This window comes from Enterococcus sp. AZ120 (assembly GCF_050546165.1).
In the GTDB taxonomy this organism is placed as follows: domain Bacteria; phylum Bacillota; class Bacilli; order Lactobacillales; family Enterococcaceae; genus Enterococcus; species Enterococcus faecalis.
Window position 1 is genome coordinate 316045 of sequence record NZ_CP172950.1, and the last position, 16774, is coordinate 332818.

17 protein-coding genes are annotated in these 16774 nt (G+C 38.4%); 13 read left to right on the forward strand and 4 right to left on the reverse strand.

The window, feature by feature from the left end:
• Window positions 1–27: 27 nt before the first annotated feature.
• Together IGJ46_RS01595 and IGJ46_RS01600 are read right to left on the reverse strand one after the other, a co-directional pair.
• Window positions 28–1143 (reverse strand): NAD(P)/FAD-dependent oxidoreductase, encoded by a 1116-nt coding sequence (locus IGJ46_RS01595; RefSeq protein WP_174083960.1) that lies wholly within the window; start codon window positions 1141–1143, stop codon window positions 28–30.
• 78 nt (window positions 1144–1221) lie between these two features.
• The gene (locus tag IGJ46_RS01600; protein ID WP_002358396.1) at window positions 1222–1860 is read right to left on the reverse strand and encodes an NAD(P)H-binding protein; all 639 of its coding nucleotides are present in this window, start codon (window positions 1858–1860) and stop codon (window positions 1222–1224) included.
• A gap of 320 nt (window positions 1861–2180) precedes the next feature.
• Here IGJ46_RS01600 and IGJ46_RS01605 point away from each other — a divergent pair, with 320 nt between their 5' ends.
• The 3 genes from IGJ46_RS01605 to IGJ46_RS01615 are packed head-to-tail and all read left to right on the forward strand — an operon-like array spanning window position 2181 to window position 5305.
• The gene (locus IGJ46_RS01605) at window positions 2181–3359 is read left to right on the forward strand and encodes an efflux RND transporter periplasmic adaptor subunit (RefSeq protein ID WP_002355284.1); all 1179 of its coding nucleotides are present in this window, start codon (window positions 2181–2183) and stop codon (window positions 3357–3359) included.
• A 9-nt stretch (window positions 3360–3368) separates the two neighbouring features.
• A complete protein-coding gene (locus tag IGJ46_RS01610; RefSeq protein WP_002383683.1) occupies window positions 3369–4079 on the forward strand; it encodes an ABC transporter ATP-binding protein in 711 nt (236 codons plus the stop codon).
• The gene (locus IGJ46_RS01615) at window positions 4076–5305 is read left to right on the forward strand and encodes an ABC transporter permease (protein WP_002355288.1); all 1230 of its coding nucleotides are present in this window, start codon (window positions 4076–4078) and stop codon (window positions 5303–5305) included. The genes IGJ46_RS01610 and IGJ46_RS01615 overlap by 4 nt, the downstream gene beginning before the upstream one ends.
• A 54-nt stretch (window positions 5306–5359) precedes the next feature.
• On the opposite strand, the gene IGJ46_RS01620 is transcribed toward IGJ46_RS01615, so the two are convergent.
• Both IGJ46_RS01620 and IGJ46_RS01625 read right to left on the reverse strand, forming a co-directional pair.
• Window positions 5360–6064, reverse strand: coding sequence for a DUF4811 domain-containing protein (locus IGJ46_RS01620; RefSeq protein ID WP_002364955.1), 705 nt, complete (start codon window positions 6062–6064; stop codon window positions 5360–5362).
• Window positions 6064–7581, reverse strand: coding sequence for an MDR family MFS transporter (locus IGJ46_RS01625; protein ID WP_002385351.1), 1518 nt, complete (start codon window positions 7579–7581; stop codon window positions 6064–6066). Before IGJ46_RS01625 ends, IGJ46_RS01620 begins: the two co-directional genes overlap by 1 nt.
• Before the next feature lie 100 nt (window positions 7582–7681).
• On the opposite strand from IGJ46_RS01625, the gene IGJ46_RS01630 reads away from it, so the two are divergent.
• The 10 genes from IGJ46_RS01630 (at window position 7682) to IGJ46_RS01675 (ending at window position 16700) form a co-directional block, all read left to right on the forward strand.
• A complete protein-coding gene (locus tag IGJ46_RS01630) occupies window positions 7682–8149 on the forward strand; it encodes a MerR family transcriptional regulator (RefSeq protein WP_002383688.1) in 468 nt (155 codons plus the stop codon).
• A 130-nt stretch (window positions 8150–8279) separates the two neighbouring features.
• Entirely contained in the window at window positions 8280–9032 is a 753-nt protein-coding gene (locus IGJ46_RS01635; RefSeq protein ID WP_002355294.1) for an IclR family transcriptional regulator, read from the forward strand.
• A gap of 160 nt (window positions 9033–9192) precedes the next feature.
• Window positions 9193–9840: a bifunctional 4-hydroxy-2-oxoglutarate aldolase/2-dehydro-3-deoxy-phosphogluconate aldolase gene (locus IGJ46_RS01640; RefSeq protein ID WP_002367887.1), complete on the forward strand. Its 648-nt coding sequence runs from the start codon at window positions 9193–9195 to the stop codon at window positions 9838–9840.
• Window positions 9841–9844: 4 nt separating this feature from the next.
• On the forward strand, window positions 9845–10852 hold the full coding sequence (locus IGJ46_RS01645; protein ID WP_002385349.1) for a sugar kinase: 1008 nt from the start codon (window positions 9845–9847) through the stop codon (window positions 10850–10852).
• 12 nt (window positions 10853–10864) lie between these two features.
• Window positions 10865–11704 (forward strand): 5-dehydro-4-deoxy-D-glucuronate isomerase, encoded by an 840-nt coding sequence (gene kduI, locus IGJ46_RS01650; protein ID WP_002355301.1) that lies wholly within the window; start codon window positions 10865–10867, stop codon window positions 11702–11704.
• A gap of 21 nt (window positions 11705–11725) precedes the next feature.
• Entirely contained in the window at window positions 11726–12514 is a 789-nt protein-coding gene (locus IGJ46_RS01655; protein WP_002362994.1) for a gluconate 5-dehydrogenase, read from the forward strand.
• A gap of 229 nt (window positions 12515–12743) precedes the next feature.
• A complete protein-coding gene (locus IGJ46_RS01660) occupies window positions 12744–13850 on the forward strand; it encodes a glycoside hydrolase family 88/105 protein (RefSeq protein ID WP_002385348.1) in 1107 nt (368 codons plus the stop codon).
• Window positions 13851–13870: 20 nt separating this feature from the next.
• On the forward strand, window positions 13871–14878 hold the full coding sequence (locus IGJ46_RS01665; protein ID WP_016626090.1) for a TRAP transporter substrate-binding protein: 1008 nt from the start codon (window positions 13871–13873) through the stop codon (window positions 14876–14878).
• Window positions 14879–14892: 14 nt separating this feature from the next.
• Window positions 14893–15369 carry a TRAP transporter small permease gene (locus IGJ46_RS01670; protein ID WP_002355305.1) on the forward strand — a complete coding sequence of 159 codons (477 nt, stop codon included), beginning with the start codon at window positions 14893–14895 and terminating at the stop codon, window positions 15367–15369.
• Between the two features lie 35 nt (window positions 15370–15404).
• On the forward strand, window positions 15405–16700 hold the full coding sequence (locus IGJ46_RS01675; RefSeq protein ID WP_002355306.1) for a TRAP transporter large permease: 1296 nt from the start codon (window positions 15405–15407) through the stop codon (window positions 16698–16700).
• Window positions 16701–16774 lie beyond the last annotated feature (74 nt).

Below are 16774 nucleotides of genomic sequence, written 5' to 3' on the forward strand. Positions count from 1 at the left end.
TTAAAGAAAAAAACAACCGCTCACTGATTAAAGTGAGGGGTTGTTTTTTACATATTGACTAAGTGGTTTTTGATAAAGCTCTCCTTTGAAGGCACCTGTATTGAAGTATTCAGCTAATTGGTAACCAATGAATGGGCCAGTAGTGAGTCCTGATGAACCAAGTCCGCTAGCAACCACAAGGTGGGGCAGCTCTGGCAAAGGACCAAAAAACGGAGCGAAATCAGATGTATAAGCACGTGTACCAACGCGGTAATGCATGGGTTGCTTAAAAAGCTGCTCTGCTTCTTTTAGAAATGGCGCAGTCCCAGAAGTTAGTTGTTGAAAAGCGCTAGCAGTCTTTTTTAAATCCCAGGCTTGATCATTTTCGTGGGTGGCACCTAATAAAATTTTTCCTTGATTAAAAGGAATTAAATCGGCTTCGCCATCTAACATAGCAACAGGCCATTGCTGACTATTTGTAAAAGGGGTCTCGAAAACTAACAATTGTCCTTTTTGGGGACGAATGTCCACAGATAAATTTAAAGTAGCGAGTAATTCCTTTAAATGAGGACCAGGTGTTAAAGCGAGAAAATCAACGCTCTTTTTTTCTGAATTTGTGACAATTTCCCACCCTTGATTCAGTTGACGAAAGTGCGCCCGTTGTGAACAAAAAGTGACCCCTTTAGCTTCGGCGCGTTTCTGAAGATGGTTTAGATAAGCTGGTCCATCTAGGCGACCGCCGCCAGAAATAAAAAGTGAGGGAGTTTCCTTAAGTAGCGGTAAGAACTTCGCTGTTTGAACCGCTGACAACATCGTGATTTCTCCAATTTCAGGTGCAGTTTGCTTACGCTCTTCTGCCAAATGGGCTAAGTCTGCCAAAGCGGCTGCCGGGCGCAAAATGACTGTCCCTGATTGACGATAAATATCCTCCGTCAGCTGAAAATCTTTGACTAGCTTTGGAAATAGGGCAGCGCCCTCTCGCGCTAATTGGTACCATTTCTTATTCCGACGTTTGGATAGCCAAGGGGAAATAATCCCGGCGCTCGCTTTAGTCGCTTGGCCGAGCCCTTCATCATAAACGGTAATGTCAAATTTTTGTGGATCTAAATAATTAGCTAACGTCATTCCGATAATGCCGCCGCCAATAATGGCAATTTTTTTCATGCTTCTTCTCTCCTTCGAACAGTTGTATTGTAACACAAAAAAACCGCCTCTAGACAGAGACGATTGGGAGATAACTTGTTAACGGGTCCTTCTGTGTGTGTAAATAGAATTGCCGCCTTCTAAAACGTGAACAATTTCTTGTGCCATTTCTGCCACAGGCACGGGATCATAGCCAATAAATAAGTTCTTTAAAAAGGGGATTTTCTTAAAAAAATAAATACATTTACTAAAAAGTATGGTGCCGGTACGTTCTTGACCTACAAGTAAACTAGGATAAAAAATCACTGCTTCGGCGACTTCTTGGTGGATTAGTTCCTCCGCTGCTAATTTGGCATCCATATATTTTCTCAAAGGGAAAGGAACAGTATTGGCTGAAATAAATAAAAACTTAGCTGGCTTTTTTTGTTGTGCTAAAAAAGAGCTGATTTTTTTCACTGGCGTCAGAATTAGCCGTTGATAGGTTTTCTTTTTTCGTGGATTTTCAAATAAAATACCTACTGTATCAATGACCCAGTCAGCACGCTGGACTTGTTCTTGCCAATTCGTGTCACGAGTAACATCGGAGCATACCCACTGCACTTGGTGGCTCCAAGATGCGGAGAGCGTGGCAGGCTTTCCATGACGTGAAACACTGATGACTTGATGTTGGCGTTGGACTAAAATTTTCGCGATTTGTTGACCTAAAAAACCGCTACCGCCAAAAATAATGACTTTCATGGCAAGCCCTCACTTTCAATTGTTTCTTCTAGTGTACCTTAAATAAAAAAAGAAGCAAAAAATCTCGATTGCGCATAGTTTAGTTATAAATAACATAAAAATAACCTTTTTAGATTGTTTAAATACAAAGACCCAACAATGGTTATTTATTGTCGTGAAATAAATAAAAAAATGAACAAAAATGAAATAAATCAGACTAAAGGCCTAGAGAAATGCCCTTGTTTATTGGATTCAAGCATGGTTAAATAGTTATAAGTGAACGACCGAGCAATTTAGTTTGTTGGGGAAAATAGACAGAATGAGGAGATGAAACGAAGAAAATGAAGAAGAAAACGATAATTATATTGGGGGCAGTTGCGGTAATTGCGGTTGGGGGCATCGTAACTGTGAATGCGTTAAATAAAAATGCACAACAAGTAGCTGTCAAGCAAGCGCCTAAAGATGACTGGGGAATTGACTATTTTGACGTTCCCGACTTGCAACAAATTTATATTAACGGTGTCATCCAACCGGAACAAATGGAAGCCTTTGCGCGTGATCAAAAAATAACAAAGGATCCAGAGATTAAGGTGAAAAACGGCGATGTCGTAGATGCAGGCACAGAATTATTTACTTATGAAGATGAGGCGGTCACAAAAGAAATTGAGGCACAACAAAATAGCTTAGCCAAATTAGAAACGAAGCGGGCGAATATCTATAATAAGTGGAATCGGGCCATTGATAAATTTAATAAAACTAAAGAAGAAGACCGCACGATGTCTGGTGATGATTTAAATGAACAATATCAAACAGAAGTCGATGCGGTAGATGAAGAGATTACCTTTACCAATGAAACCTTAGCGGATTTAGGAGCGAAGCAATATATTTCCACAAAGGCTAATTTCAAAGGTCGCGTATCAATTCCAGAAGTAAAAGATGCCAATTCACCGATTTTACGGTTAACTTCAGAAGATCTTTATTTAGCTGGAAAAGTGAATGAAAAGGACTTGACTAAAATTAGTGTTGGGCAAAAAGCTAAACTAACTTCTGTTTCCAACAATGTGGTTGTGGATGGCTCAATTTCTTATATCGATGATAATCCTCCTGAAGGCAACAGCGATGCTGCGAGTGGCAATCCAGAGGGCGGCACGACGATGTCTAGTTATAGCGTCAAAATTGCGTTGGCCAATTTAGACAAAGTCAAAAATGGCTACCATATGCAAGCAACCATTGATTTAGGCGATTTAGGGGCGATTGAGTTACCGAAAAAAGCGATTCAAAAAGAGGGTGAACAGGCCTACGTTTTAGTGAATGATTTTGGAACCATCATTCGTCGTGATGTCCAAGTCGGGCAAGAAAATGGCGACAAAATGGCGATTGAATCTGGCTTAGAATCAGCCGACCGAGTGGTTATTTCTTCAAAAAAACCAGTAAAAGTCGGTGATATTGTGGAATCAGATGCAGCGATTGCTTCTGATGAATCAGCAACCAACGAATCAATGACAGATGCGTCGAAATAGGAGGGCTTGATGGTGGAAGCAAACAATACAAATCAACCCCTCATTGAATTGCGGGACATTAACAAGTTCTATCCGGTAGGTAAGGAAAAACTACATGTTTTAAAAGAATTGAACTTGACCATCCATCAAGGAGAGTTCATTTTAATCATGGGGAAGTCCGGCAGCGGTAAGACAACGCTGATGAACATTATTGGTTTCTTGGATCGCTTAACAGACGGAAGTTATCATTTCTCAGGAACAGATGTTTCAAAATTGTCTGAAAATAAAAAATCAGCCTTTCGCAATGAATATCTAGGGTTTATTTTTCAACAATTTTTCTTGATTAATTCCTTAAATGTTAGTCAAAATGTTCAATTGCCCTGTGTTTATGAAGGGAAAAAAAGCCGCGCTGAGAAAAAAGCGATTGCTGAAAAATACCTAAAAATTGTCGGTTTGGAAACAAAAGCCAAATCAAAAGTTACTGAACTTTCTGGAGGACAGCAACAAAGAGTAGCCATTGCTCGTTCCTTGGTGAATGATCCATTATTGATTATGGCTGATGAACCGACTGGGGCATTGGATAGTGAAACGGGTACAGAAATTATGGAATTATTGAAAGAATTGAATGAACAGGGCAAAACAATTGTCATGGTGACACATGATGAAGATATGAAAAAATATGCCTCACGAGTGATTCATATGAAAGATGGTCGCTTTTTGGAAGAAGAGGTGATTAGATGATTGCTAATTTATTTGTTAGTACTTTTTTAAGCTTAAAGGCGCATAAGTTGCGGGTATTTTTAACGATGGTCGGGATTATTATTGGGATTACATCAGTCGTAACGATTTCTGCTCTAGGTGAAGGGATGAAACGTCAAGTTGTGAAGGCATCCAGTGCAGTGAACGCGGATGTTTTGAAGATTCATTATACAATGTCGGATGGTAGCAGTGACAATTTTATGTCCTATGAAGAGCCAGATTATACGTTTAGCCGAGTGGACTTGAAAAAATTACAAGACATTCAAGGAATTGAAAGTATTTATCCTCAATATGGTGAATCAATGATGGGGGGCGGAGACAATTTGTTTGTACCAATGGATTATTTTGGGGCGCAAGCGAATTTATCCATTACGTCGACTAAAGGGCAGAATGATATTTTATATGGTCGTGATTTTCAACCGAGCGATGCAAATACAGATGCGATTGTCTTAAATCATGATATCTTTGAAGCGCAAATTCGGCTTGATGATCCTAGCCAACTCATTGGAAAAGCTGTTTCAATTGGTGGTTATATGTACAAGGTGATTGGTATTTTAGCACCAAAAGATTTAGATAGTTTGGGTATGAATGATGATTGGGCAACTGCTATGAGCAGTTTTGTTTCTCGAGAATCATATAATAAATTAGCGAAAACAAAAGCAATTAGTGGCATCAATATTAAGGTTCGTGAGGGAGCGGACCGTGAAGCAATTTTAGGACAGGCAATCACCATTTTAAGTGAAAATCATCCTGAAGTGAAAGGAACGTTTAAAGAAAACGACCAAGACCAACAACTCCAACAACAAATGGAAGAAATGGTCACGGGTATGACAATGTTTCTGATGGCAATTACTGCAATCTCCCTATTAGTCGGGGGAATTGGCGTCATGAACATCATGTATGTGTCTGTCACGGAACGGAAACGAGAAATCGGGATTCGTCGGGCCATTGGTGCTAAACCACGAGTCATTTTATTCCAATTTTTAATGGAAGCAGCGTTTATCACATTGATTGGTGGTTTGATTGGTGTCGGCTGCGGCTACTTATTGGCAACTGTGGTCGGTGGGTATATTTCGATTACGCCAATTATTACGCCGTCCATCTTTGCCATTTCAACATTGGTTTCGGTCTTCACAGGTATCTTTTTCGGAATTATTCCAGCCATTGGTGCCTCGAGGATGGATCCGATTAAAGCGATTTATAATTAAAAAGAAGAGCTTGGTAGTCACATCTTGTTTGATGATCCTATCAAGCTCGCTTTTTTATTTCATGTCACTAAGAATTTTCTGAATCAATTCTTGTTGAAACTCTTTGGTATATTGTTCGGTGAGTTTCGCTTGTTCTTCTTGGGACATTGATGGATTCGCCATCATAGCAGCCATCATTTTTTTGCCAACTGTTTCAGTCCCTTCTTTTTTGATATCAGCGGCATGTTGTTCCATATATTCGCCTAATTTTTTGGCTTGATCAGCACTTAAAACTAGCCAGTCACTAGCAACGTTGAAGGTGTTTTCTTGTTTTGCAAATTGGTTATCGTTGTCAGCAAGGCCAAATAGTGTTTTGGCCCAAGACTCTTGATAGGACCATTTCGTCGTTTTTTGGACTAATGTGGCTTTTTGAGCATCTTTTTGAACCGTGTTTGTGACGTTTTCCGTTCCTGTTTTTTGTAGTTTCTTTTTATCTGGTGTGTTATATAAATAAACTTTTTCGGAACCATCGCCCAACGGCTGGTACAATAACATGTTGGGGCCATCTTTGCTTGAACTACTGCTTTTTAGTTCAAACGTTTTGTCCTGAGTAACTTCGGTCATACCAAAATGATCTTTATCGTTTAAAACGATAAGACTTAACGAAGCTAAGAACCCTAAACCAAAAATAACCATACAGCATTTATGCCAAACTTTTCGGCCAAATACATTCGTATAGGCAAAGCCTAACACGCAAAGGATTAAAAGGAAAATAATCATTATTTCATTGCACCTACTTCCTTAACAGGCATCGCTTCTTTTTTATTTAAGAAGAAAGTAATCGCCAAGCCGAGAACGCCAAAGATTGTTGCCACGAAGAAGGCTGCGTGATAACCGTTTAGTGTTGCGTTTGTTGCTTGGTCGCGATAAGTGAGTGGGGCTGTTTTTAATAAGTCCGATGCAGGTAAGCCGTCTTTGGTAACATTTGTTAAAACACTAATCAAAACAGCTGTTCCAATTGAGCTGGCTACTTGTCGGAAGGTGTTGTTTACAGCAGTCCCGTGACTTAATAAATTCATTGGTAAAGCATTCATGCCAGAAGTTGTCACAGGCATCATGACCATCGAAATACCAAACATCCGAATCGCATATAGGACAATGATATAAATAATAGGTGTTGCTTTTGTTAAGAAAGCAAACGGTAACGTTGCAGCTGTTAAAATAAACATCCCAGTAATCGCAAGACGACGGGCACCAATTTTATCAAAAATGCGACCAGTTACTGGCATCATAAGTCCCATGACTAACGCTCCTGGTAAAAGCATTAACCCTGAATGGAAGGCAGATTCGCCACGAATATTTTGGATATACAAAGGTAAAACCATTTCGGCGCCAATCATTGCCATGTTGGTTACGCCAGATAAAATGGCCGCAACAGTAAAGACTTTTGATTTAAAAACGCGTAGTTCTAAGAAAGGTTGTTCTAAATGCAATTGTCGATATGTAAAAAGACATAAAACAATCGCACCAACAATTAAGAATCCATAGACTTGCGGGCTACCCCAACCTTTATCACCAACGCTTGAGAAACCGTAAAGTAAGCTACCAAAGCCGAGAGTAGAAAGAATGACCGATAAGACATCGATACTTGGATTAGATAATTGAATGACATTTTTCATTAAAAATGAAGCTAAAATTAGGACTAAAACGACAATTGGAATGACCATCCCAAAAAGGTCACGCCATGTATAAGAATCAATAATCCAACCAGATAATGTTGGACCTAAAGCGGGTGCTAATCCGATAACAATTCCCGTTGTGCCCATGGCAGCGCCACGTTTTTCAGGCGGGAAAATTGAAAGCATAATTGTTTGTAAAAGAGGCATAGATACACCGACCCCTGCGGCTTGAACAAGACGTCCAGTCAATAACATGCCGAAGTCTTGCGCTACAAAACAGATGATGGTTCCGATTAAGAACGTTGACATCGCTGTTATGTATAATTTTTTTGAACTGAATTTGTTAATCAACCAAGCACTGATGGGAATCATAATGCCGTTCACAAGTAGGAATCCAGTGGTTAGCCACTGTACACTTGAAGCTGAGATATCAAATTCTTTCATTAATGTAGGTAAGGCCGTCGTTAAAAGCGTTTGGTTTAAAATCGTACAAAATGTTCCGATTAGTAAAACACCGACTAGTAACGACCGGTTATAAGGTTTTCCGTGAATATCCACAGGTTGTTGTGAAGTCACATATATCGCTCCTTTTTCTGTAAGTTTCAAATTAAATTGCATTAACTACTTTACAACTAATTAGAATCTTTGTCAACTTACTTGACAAAGGTGTAAAAAAAACTACAATTAAGGAAAGGATAAGGGAAAGGAAGTTAAACTAATGTGGTCAAAAATGATTCAGCGTTTGTTAAATGAAGAAAATTTGTTGATAGGAATTAGTGAACTAAGTGAAATTGCTGAAGTTTCGCCACGTCAACTTCGTTATTGGGAAGAAAAAGGGTATATTTCTTCCATTGCGAAAGACGCAAACGGTCCACGGAAATATCGGTTACATACAGTCGTCAAAGTGCATTGGATCAAGCGTTTTTTAGATGAAGGATATACGTTACAAAGTGCGGTGGAAAAAGCAGAAGAGCAGCATCGTAATGTGGGGATGACGAAAAAAATCTTTAGTCAAATGTTTCATGGTATCTCAGAAGTTTGTCCCAATTACGTAGCGATTGATTTGGGCGATTTCGATGAAGAACAAAAATTATATGTCGTATTTAATGAAACCACAGAAGTCAGTGAGTATCTTTTAATTCCTAAGGATGCAGATGTTTCTGATGAGTTAAAGAAAAGAAAATAAGAATGAAATAGGACTGGGAGAAAGACCGGAAGTGAAAGTAAAACGTTACTGAATGAATCTTCGAGTTCTTTTTTTCTTGCAATTTCTTTATTTTTCTATATAATTTCTTATATGGAAAAGGAGGGTTTCGATGAAAGAAACAAAACCTTACGGAACAGTCTTGTTAAAAGCGGCTAAAATCATGGACTGTCTAAGTTTACAACCCGATCAAACCTTACAGGAAATTGCAAAGAATACCGAAATGACGGCATCAACGGCAATCAAAATTTTAGAAACCTTAACATTAATTGGCTATGTTCAAAAAGACACGAACAAGACGTACCGCTTAGGAACAAAATTGATTCGCTATGCGAATCAAAGTGTGGAGCAAATCGATTTAGCTGAAATTGCGGTACCTTATTTAGAAAACCTTCAAAATACGGTCGATGAAACCATTCATTTAGGGATTTTAAATAATAATGAAATTCTGTATATCAATAAATTAGAACCGAAAAATCAAACGATTCGCATGTCCTCGAAAGTGGGAATTACTCGACCTTTGTATAATTCGGCCATGGGTAAAGCCGTTTTAGCAGAATTTTCGGAAGAACAAGTGCAACAATATTTAGACACGCAGACATTAATTCCCTATACTGAAAATACGATTACCAATCCCTTGCGTTTGAAAAAAGAATTAAAACAAGTGCAACAAACGGGGGTTGCTTACGATGATGAAGAAATTGAACAAGATATTTTCTGTAGCGGAGTATCTTTAATGAAAGATGGCGAAATTGCGGGTGCTTTTAGTGTAAGCATGCCGAAATATCGTTTGACAGAGGAAAATAAAACGACGATTAATCAAGCCCTTTTGGCAACAAAAGCAGCGATTGAAGCGAAATTATAGTAGAAAAAGAAAGACAAACAAAAGTCGATTGGGATTTTTGTTTGTCTTTCTTTTTTTATTTTTGTAAAAACGTTTGCATTTTCTTTTTTTATCTGTATAATGAAGTTGTGAATTTCTTTATAATAAATATATATTTCTAAATAAGAAATGAGGGAGTCTGTTGAAGCGAGTATCAATTTTACAAAAATTAGAAAATGCTGGCGTGATTGCTGTGGTTCGCGGAAAGACAAAAGAAGAAGCGCTAAAAGCTAGTCAAGCCATTGTAGCAGGCGGTATGCGGGGGATTGAGTTAACCTTTACTGTTCCTCAAGCAACAGAAGTGATTCAGGAATTAGTTGCGTTATACCAAGAGAATCCTGACGTAGTCATTGGTGCGGGGACAGTTTTGGATGCTACGACTGCTCGTTTAGCTATTGTAGCAGGGGCTGAATATATTGTGAGTCCAAGCTTCGATGAAGAAACCGCTAAAATTTGCAATTTATATCAAGTTCCTTACTTGCCAGGCTGTATGACCATCACAGAAATGAAAGAAGCACTGAAAAGCGGAGCAGATATTATTAAACTATTTCCGGGAAGTGTTTATGGACCGAGTGTTATTTCGGCATTTAAAGCGCCATTGCCTCAGTTAAATATTATGCCAACGGGTGGTGTCAGTTTGGAAAATATGGCCGAGTGGTTTGCTGCAGGTGTGACGGCCGTCGGTGTTGGTGGCAATCTGTTAGCGCCAGCAGCAACTGGGGATTTTGAAAAAGTTCGTGAGGTTGCCCAAGCCTATATGGAAAAATTCCAAGCAATCAAAGGGGTGTAGGCACATGGGGAAAGTCGTAACATTGGGAGAAATCATGTTGCGTTTGTCAACGCCTGTCGGAATACGCGTAGCACAAACAGAAAATTTCGCTGTACATTACGGCGGTGGTGAAGCGAATGTAGCGATTTCGTTAGCGAACTATGGCCACCAAGTGACTTTTGCTAGTAAAGTGCCCGATAATTCATTAGGAGAAGCCGCCAAAAAGCATTTAAGTCGTTATGGGGTTTCAACGGAATTTGTACGAACTGGCGGAACACGTCTAGGAACGTATTACTTGGAAACTGGTACAGGAGAACGAGCAGCCAGTGTTGTCTATGATCGCGCCTATTCAAGCTTTGCTCAAATCGAAGAAATGGAATGGGACTTACATGAGCTGTTTTCAGGAGTAGAGATCTTTCATATTTCAGGGATTACAGCGGCGTTATCAAAAAATTGGCAAAGTATGACGGTTGCGTTAGTTAAAGCAGCGAAGCAAGCAGGGTGCCAAGTAAGTTTTGACATTAATTATCGAGGGAAACTTTGGTCCCAGAAAGAAGCGAGCGTGGCATTGAAGGCCATTCTTCCATTTGTTGATATTTGTTCAGCTGGGGTATTAGATGCTCGTTATTTACTGGAGATTCCAGAACCAGAGGAAGAACTTGAAGACGCATTAACGTGGTACTACCGAAAAATGCAAGAACGTTATCCCAACATTCAAGTATTTTATTCAACCAAACGTCAAGTACACTCAGCGACAGATAATGAATTAATCGGAACGCTATGGTACAAAGGTGCGTATTATACGTCCAAATGTCATCGATTACAACCGATTGTTGACCGTGTCGGTGCCGGTGATGCGTTTGCTGGTGGGGTTTTACATGGCATATTAGCTGCCTATGATCCACAAACCTGCATTGATTTTGCGACAGCGGCTAGTGCGTTAAAACATACTGTCCATGGTGATTGTAATCAATTTAGTCAAAAAGAAGTCCTTGCTTTTTTGGCAACGGGCTCAGGAAAAATAAATAGATAGGAGATTTTAGTTATGCAAAATATGGAAACACGTTATACACATAGTCCGGCGGATATCCGTCACTATTCAACAGAACAATTGAGAGATGAATTTTTAGTAGAGAAAGTTTTTATTCCAGGTGCAATCAGCTTAACCTACACACATAATGATCGGATGATTTTTGGTGGTGTGACACCGACCACAGAAGAATTAGAAATTATTTTGGACAAAGAATTAGGAGTTGATTATTTCTTAGAACGTCGTGAACTAGGAGTTATTAATATTGGGGGACCAGGCTTTATTGAAATTGATGGCGCCAAAGAAACAATGAAAAAACAAGATGGCTATTATATTGGGAAAGAAACAAAACATGTTCGTTTTTCTTCAGAAAACCCTGATAATCCAGCGAAATTTTACATTAGTTGTGTGCCAGCACATCATAAATATCCCAACGTAAAAATTAGTATTGATGAAATTACCCCAATGGAAACGGGTGATCCATTAACATTGAACCAACGTAAAATTTACCAATACATTCATCCGAACGTTTGTGAAAGTTGCCAGTTACAAATGGGCTACACCATTTTAGAACCAGGTAGCGCTTGGAATACAATGCCTTGTCATACACATGAACGTCGTATGGAAGCGTATGTTTATTTTGATATGGAAGAAGATACGCGGATTTTCCACATGATGGGTAAACCAGACGAAACGAAACATTTAGTAATGAGTAATGAACAAGCAGCTATTTCACCAAGCTGGTCAATTCATTCTGGGGTTGGTACAAGTAATTATTCCTTTATTTGGGCCATGTGCGGAGAAAATATTACGTACACAGACATGGATATGGTTGCAATGGATCAATTAAAATAAACCAAAGAAAGAGGAGAAAACATGGAATTTAAAATGAATGATTTTCAATTAGATGGAAAAGTAGCGTTAATTACAGGTGCTGTTTATGGGATTGGCTTTGAGATTGCGAAATCCCTAGCTGAAGCAGGAGCAACAATTGTTTTTAATAACTTATCTCCTGAATCAGTTGAACAAGGCTTGGAAAATTATCGGGCCGCAGGGATTGAAGCGCGTGGTTATGTGTGTGATGTCACTGATGAAGAGCAAGTTCAAGCGATGGTCGCTCAGATTAAAGAAGAAGTCGGCTCTATTGATATTTTAGTCAATAATGCGGGAATTATTAAACGAATTCCAATGGTGGATATGTCAGCAGAAGAGTTCCGTCAAGTGATTGATGTTGACTTGAATGCGCCATTTATTATGGCAAAAGCGGTTATTCCAGATATGATTGAAAAGGGTCATGGCAAAATTATCAATATCTGTTCAATGATGAGTGAACTAGGTCGTGAAACAGTTAGTGCGTACGCGGCAGCAAAAGGCGGACTAAAAATGTTAACGAAAAATATTGCTTCTGAATATGGACAATATAATATTCAATGTAATGGGATTGGACCTGGCTACATTGAAACGCCACAGACGGCGCCATTAAGAGAACCAGGGCATCCATTTAACGAATTCATCTTGGGACGAACACCTGCTAATCGTTGGGGCACACCAGCAGACTTAGCTGGCCCAGCAGTTTTCTTAGCATCTAACGCTTCTGACTTTGTTAACGGACATATCTTATATGTCGATGGTGGAATTTTAGCTTATATTGGAAAACAACCATAAATAAGTAACAAAAAGCGGACATACCTAAAAAGGATGTCCGTTTTTTGTTATTTACTCATTGATTGAATTGGTAAAAACCGTATCTAATTTTTAAAAAAAGTCAATTTTTGACAGTAATTCGTCAAGATTAACTATATAATTTGCTAACATTCCTTGCTAAACTAAAATTACAAAAAAATGAAAGCGTTTCATTTGCGCTGGTGGGATGGAAAAGGAGTTTTGATTGCCGATGATTATTAAACAGGAACAATTCATACCAAAAGATACAGTAGAAACAACGATTGACTTATTAATTAGAAATTTAACAACGATTAAAGATAACACAGGTGAATTTCTGTTAGATTTTGATGGTTTAAAAGTTGATGACAAAAGTTGGACGATTTGGAACTGGCCGCAAGGCGTTGGGTTGTATGGTATATATAAGAATTATCGAAATACTAAAAGTGAAAAAGCTTTACAAGTAGTTAACGACTGGTTTGAAGGTCGGATGCAAGAAGGCGCGCCGCCTAAGAATGTGAATACGATGGCTCCGCTTTTAACAATGGCTTATCTATATGAAGACACTAAAGACTCTAAATATATACCTTACTTAGAGCAATGGGCGGAATGGGTGATGGAAGAAATGCCCCGAACGAATGAAGGGGGCTTGCAACATGCGACATATGGACCAGAAAATAAAAATCAATTATGGGATGATACGTTAATGATGACTGTCTTACCTTTGGCAAAAATTGGTAAGTTGTTGAATCGACTCGATTATTTGGAAGAAGCAAAGCATCAATTTTTAATCCATATTAAATATTTACAAGATAAAAAAAGTGGTCTATGGTATCACGGTTGGACTTTTGAGGGAAATCATAACTATGCGGAAGCACTGTGGGCAAGAGGGAACTGCTGGATTACGATTGCTATTCCAGAAATTATTGAAATCTTAGAGTTGCCAAAAGGAGATAGTTTACGGGAATTTTTATTAAGTACCCTCAATGCGCAAGTGGCAGCTTTAGCGAAATACCAAGATGAATCTGGTTTATGGCATACATTAATTAATGATTCAAATTCGTATTTAGAATCTTCTGCTACAGCGGGATTTGCTTATGGGATTTTAAAAGCGGTTCATAAAAAATATATTTCTTCTGAATATGAAGAAGTGGCAAACAAAGCAATTGCTGGCTTACTAAATGAGATTGATGAAACGGGAGAAGTACAACATGTGTCAGTTGGTACAGGAATGGGTGATAATTTAGATTTTTATCGCACAATTGGAATGACAGCGATGCCTTATGGTCAATCATTAACAATCCTATGTTTGACTGAATTGCTTGTTTCTTATTGCTAGAAAAGTAAGGAGAAAAGTTCATGAAAAAAAGAAAGGTTTTATTTACAGCAGTTATGGTATTGGCAGGATTACCGTTGCTAAGTGGTTGCGGCAAAACAGAAGCTTCGGCAAATGATACGGTAGTCTTGCGCTATGCGTATGCTAGTAACAGCCAACCAGTTATCGATTCTATGAAGAAATTCGGGGAATTGGTAGAGGAAAAAACAGATGGTAAAGTTCAAATTGAATACTTTCCAGATGGTCAATTAGGAGGAGAAACAGAACTAATTGAATTAACACAAACAGGTGCAATTGATTTTGCAAAGGTCAGTGGATCAGCCTTAGAAAGTTTTTCTAAAGATTATTCTGTATTTGCCATTCCGTATATTTTTGATAATGAAAAACATTTTTTTAAAGTAATGGATAATCAAGCGCTAATGCAACCAGTGTATGATTCTACAAAAAAATTAGGATTTGTTGGTTTAACTTATTATGACTCTGGTCAACGAAGTTTTTATATGAGCAAAGGGCCTGTTACATCTCCAGATGATTTGAAAGGTAAAAAAATTCGGGTCATGCAAAGTGAAACCGCCATCAAAATGGTAGAACTTTTAGGGGGTTCGCCAGTACCTATGGGTAGTTCGGAAGTATATACTTCTCTACAATCTAATCTAATCAACGGTGCAGAGAATAATGAGTTCGTTTTATATACAGCTGGCCATGGCGGTGTGGCTAAGTATTATTCTTATGATGAGCATACTCGAGTGCCAGATATTGTGATTATGAACGAGGGGACAAAAGAACGTTTGACAGCGAAACAAGAACAAGCGATTGAAGAAGCAGCAAAAGAATCGACCGCTTTTGAAAAAACGGTCTTTAAAGAAGCGGTTGAAGAAGAAAAGAAAAAAGCACAAGCAGAATATGGTGTTGTGTTCAATCAAGTAGACAGTGAACCATTCCAAAAACTTGTTCAACCGTTGCATGAATCATTCAAAAATAGCTCAGAACATGGCGAACTGTATCAGGCTATTCGCCAGTTGGCGGACTAATTAAGGAGGTAATTATGAAAGGTTTTAGAAAATTTTTAAATCGACTTTTAGAAATACTTGGATCAATCATTCTTGCTGCAATGGTTTTGGTCGTTTTGTACCAAGTGTTTGCCCGGACAGTGTTAAAAAATCCTAGTACCTTAACAGAAGAATTTGTTCGCTTTGCATTGGTCTGGCTGGCGATGTTAGCTTCTGCTTATGTGGTTGGAAAAAAGGGACATTTAGCAGTAACTTTGTTAAGTGAAAAATTACAAGGGAAACAAAAACGCTTTTTAGAATTTATTGTTCAATTGTTGTTCCTACTTTTTGCAGGAGTGATTATGATATTTGGCGGTTGGAATGGTGTAGTAATTACGTTAGGACAAATTTCACCATCTTTGGCAATTCCTATGGGTTATGTCTATTTAGCCGTTCCAGTAGCAGGTGTTTTGATGTTTATTTATAGTTTGATGAATTTGCTAGAGTTATTCACGCAATCAAAAGATTCTTAATGCGTTTATAGAAGAAAAAGAATAGGAGTAAAAATATGGCTTTAGAAGCAGGCATTATCTTATTTGTAGTTTTTGCAGTCTTATTGGTAGTTGGTATGCCAATTGGTATGAGCATTGCGGCATCTTCAATTGCAACATTGTTATTAGTAATTCCTTTTGAAGCAGCTGCATTTACCTCAGCTCAAAAAATGGTCTCTAGTTTAAATAGTTTCTCTCTCGTAGCAATTCCGTTTTTTATTTTTTCTGGTGTGATTATGAATAATGGGGGAATTGCCCAAAAGTTGGTAAATTTTTCTATGTTATTTGTTGGTCGTGTTCCCGGCGCGCTAGCACATACTAATGTGTTAGGGAACGCATTATTTGGTTCGATTTCTAGCTCTGCAATTGCAGCATCTACTGCTATTGGTGGCGTACTAATTCCGCAACAAGTAAATGAGGGCTATGATCGGAAATTTGCAACGGCTGTAAATATTGCCTCTGCTCCTACAGGAATGGTTATTCCACCAAGTACAGCGTTTATTATGTATTCATTGGTGGCTGGCGGGGCCTCTATTTCTTCTTTATTTTTAGGAGGTTATTTGGTAGGTTCTTTGTGGGCGTTAGGAATTATGGTGGTAGCCTATGTTATTGCAAAACGTCATAATTATCCTACTGTGGCAAAAGCAAAAAAAGGAGAAGTCAGCAAGGTTCTGCGAGAAGCGGTTCCCAGTGTATTGTTAATTGTCATTATTATTGGTGGTATTTTGACGGGGTTATTTACAGCGATTGAAGCATCAGCAATTGCTGTCGCATACTCATTATTGATTTCAATGTTTTACTACAAAACAGTGAAAATAAACGATTTACCTAAAATGTTAAAAGAGGCTGTCTTGATGAGTGGAACCATTATGTTCTTGTTGGCAACTTCTTCAATGATGTCTTTTGCGATGGCTTTTACAGGGATACCAGAAGCAATCAGTACAGCTATTTTAGGAATCACAGACAATAAATACTTAATTCTATTATTAGTAAACGTTGTCCTATTGTTTGTGGGAATGTTTATGGATGTTGGTCCAGCTATTTTGATTTTTACGCCAATCTTTTTACCAATTGTTATGAATGTTGGGGTGGATCCAGTTCATTTTGGTTTATTTGCGATTATGAACTTGTGTGTTGGTTCAATTACACCACCTGTTGGAACAGGATTATATGTTGGTGCTAGTGTTGGGGGTGTTAAAGCTGAGCAAATGCTGAAACCACTAGTTCCATTTTATCTGGTAATCTTAGCAATTTTACTTTTAATCACATATGTACCTGAACTTGTCATGTGGTTACCAAATCTAATTTCTTAATTCAATACAAATTGTCTAACAACCCCAATTGAGCGAAATATAAGTTGTTCAATCAACTAGATTTGGTAATTTAC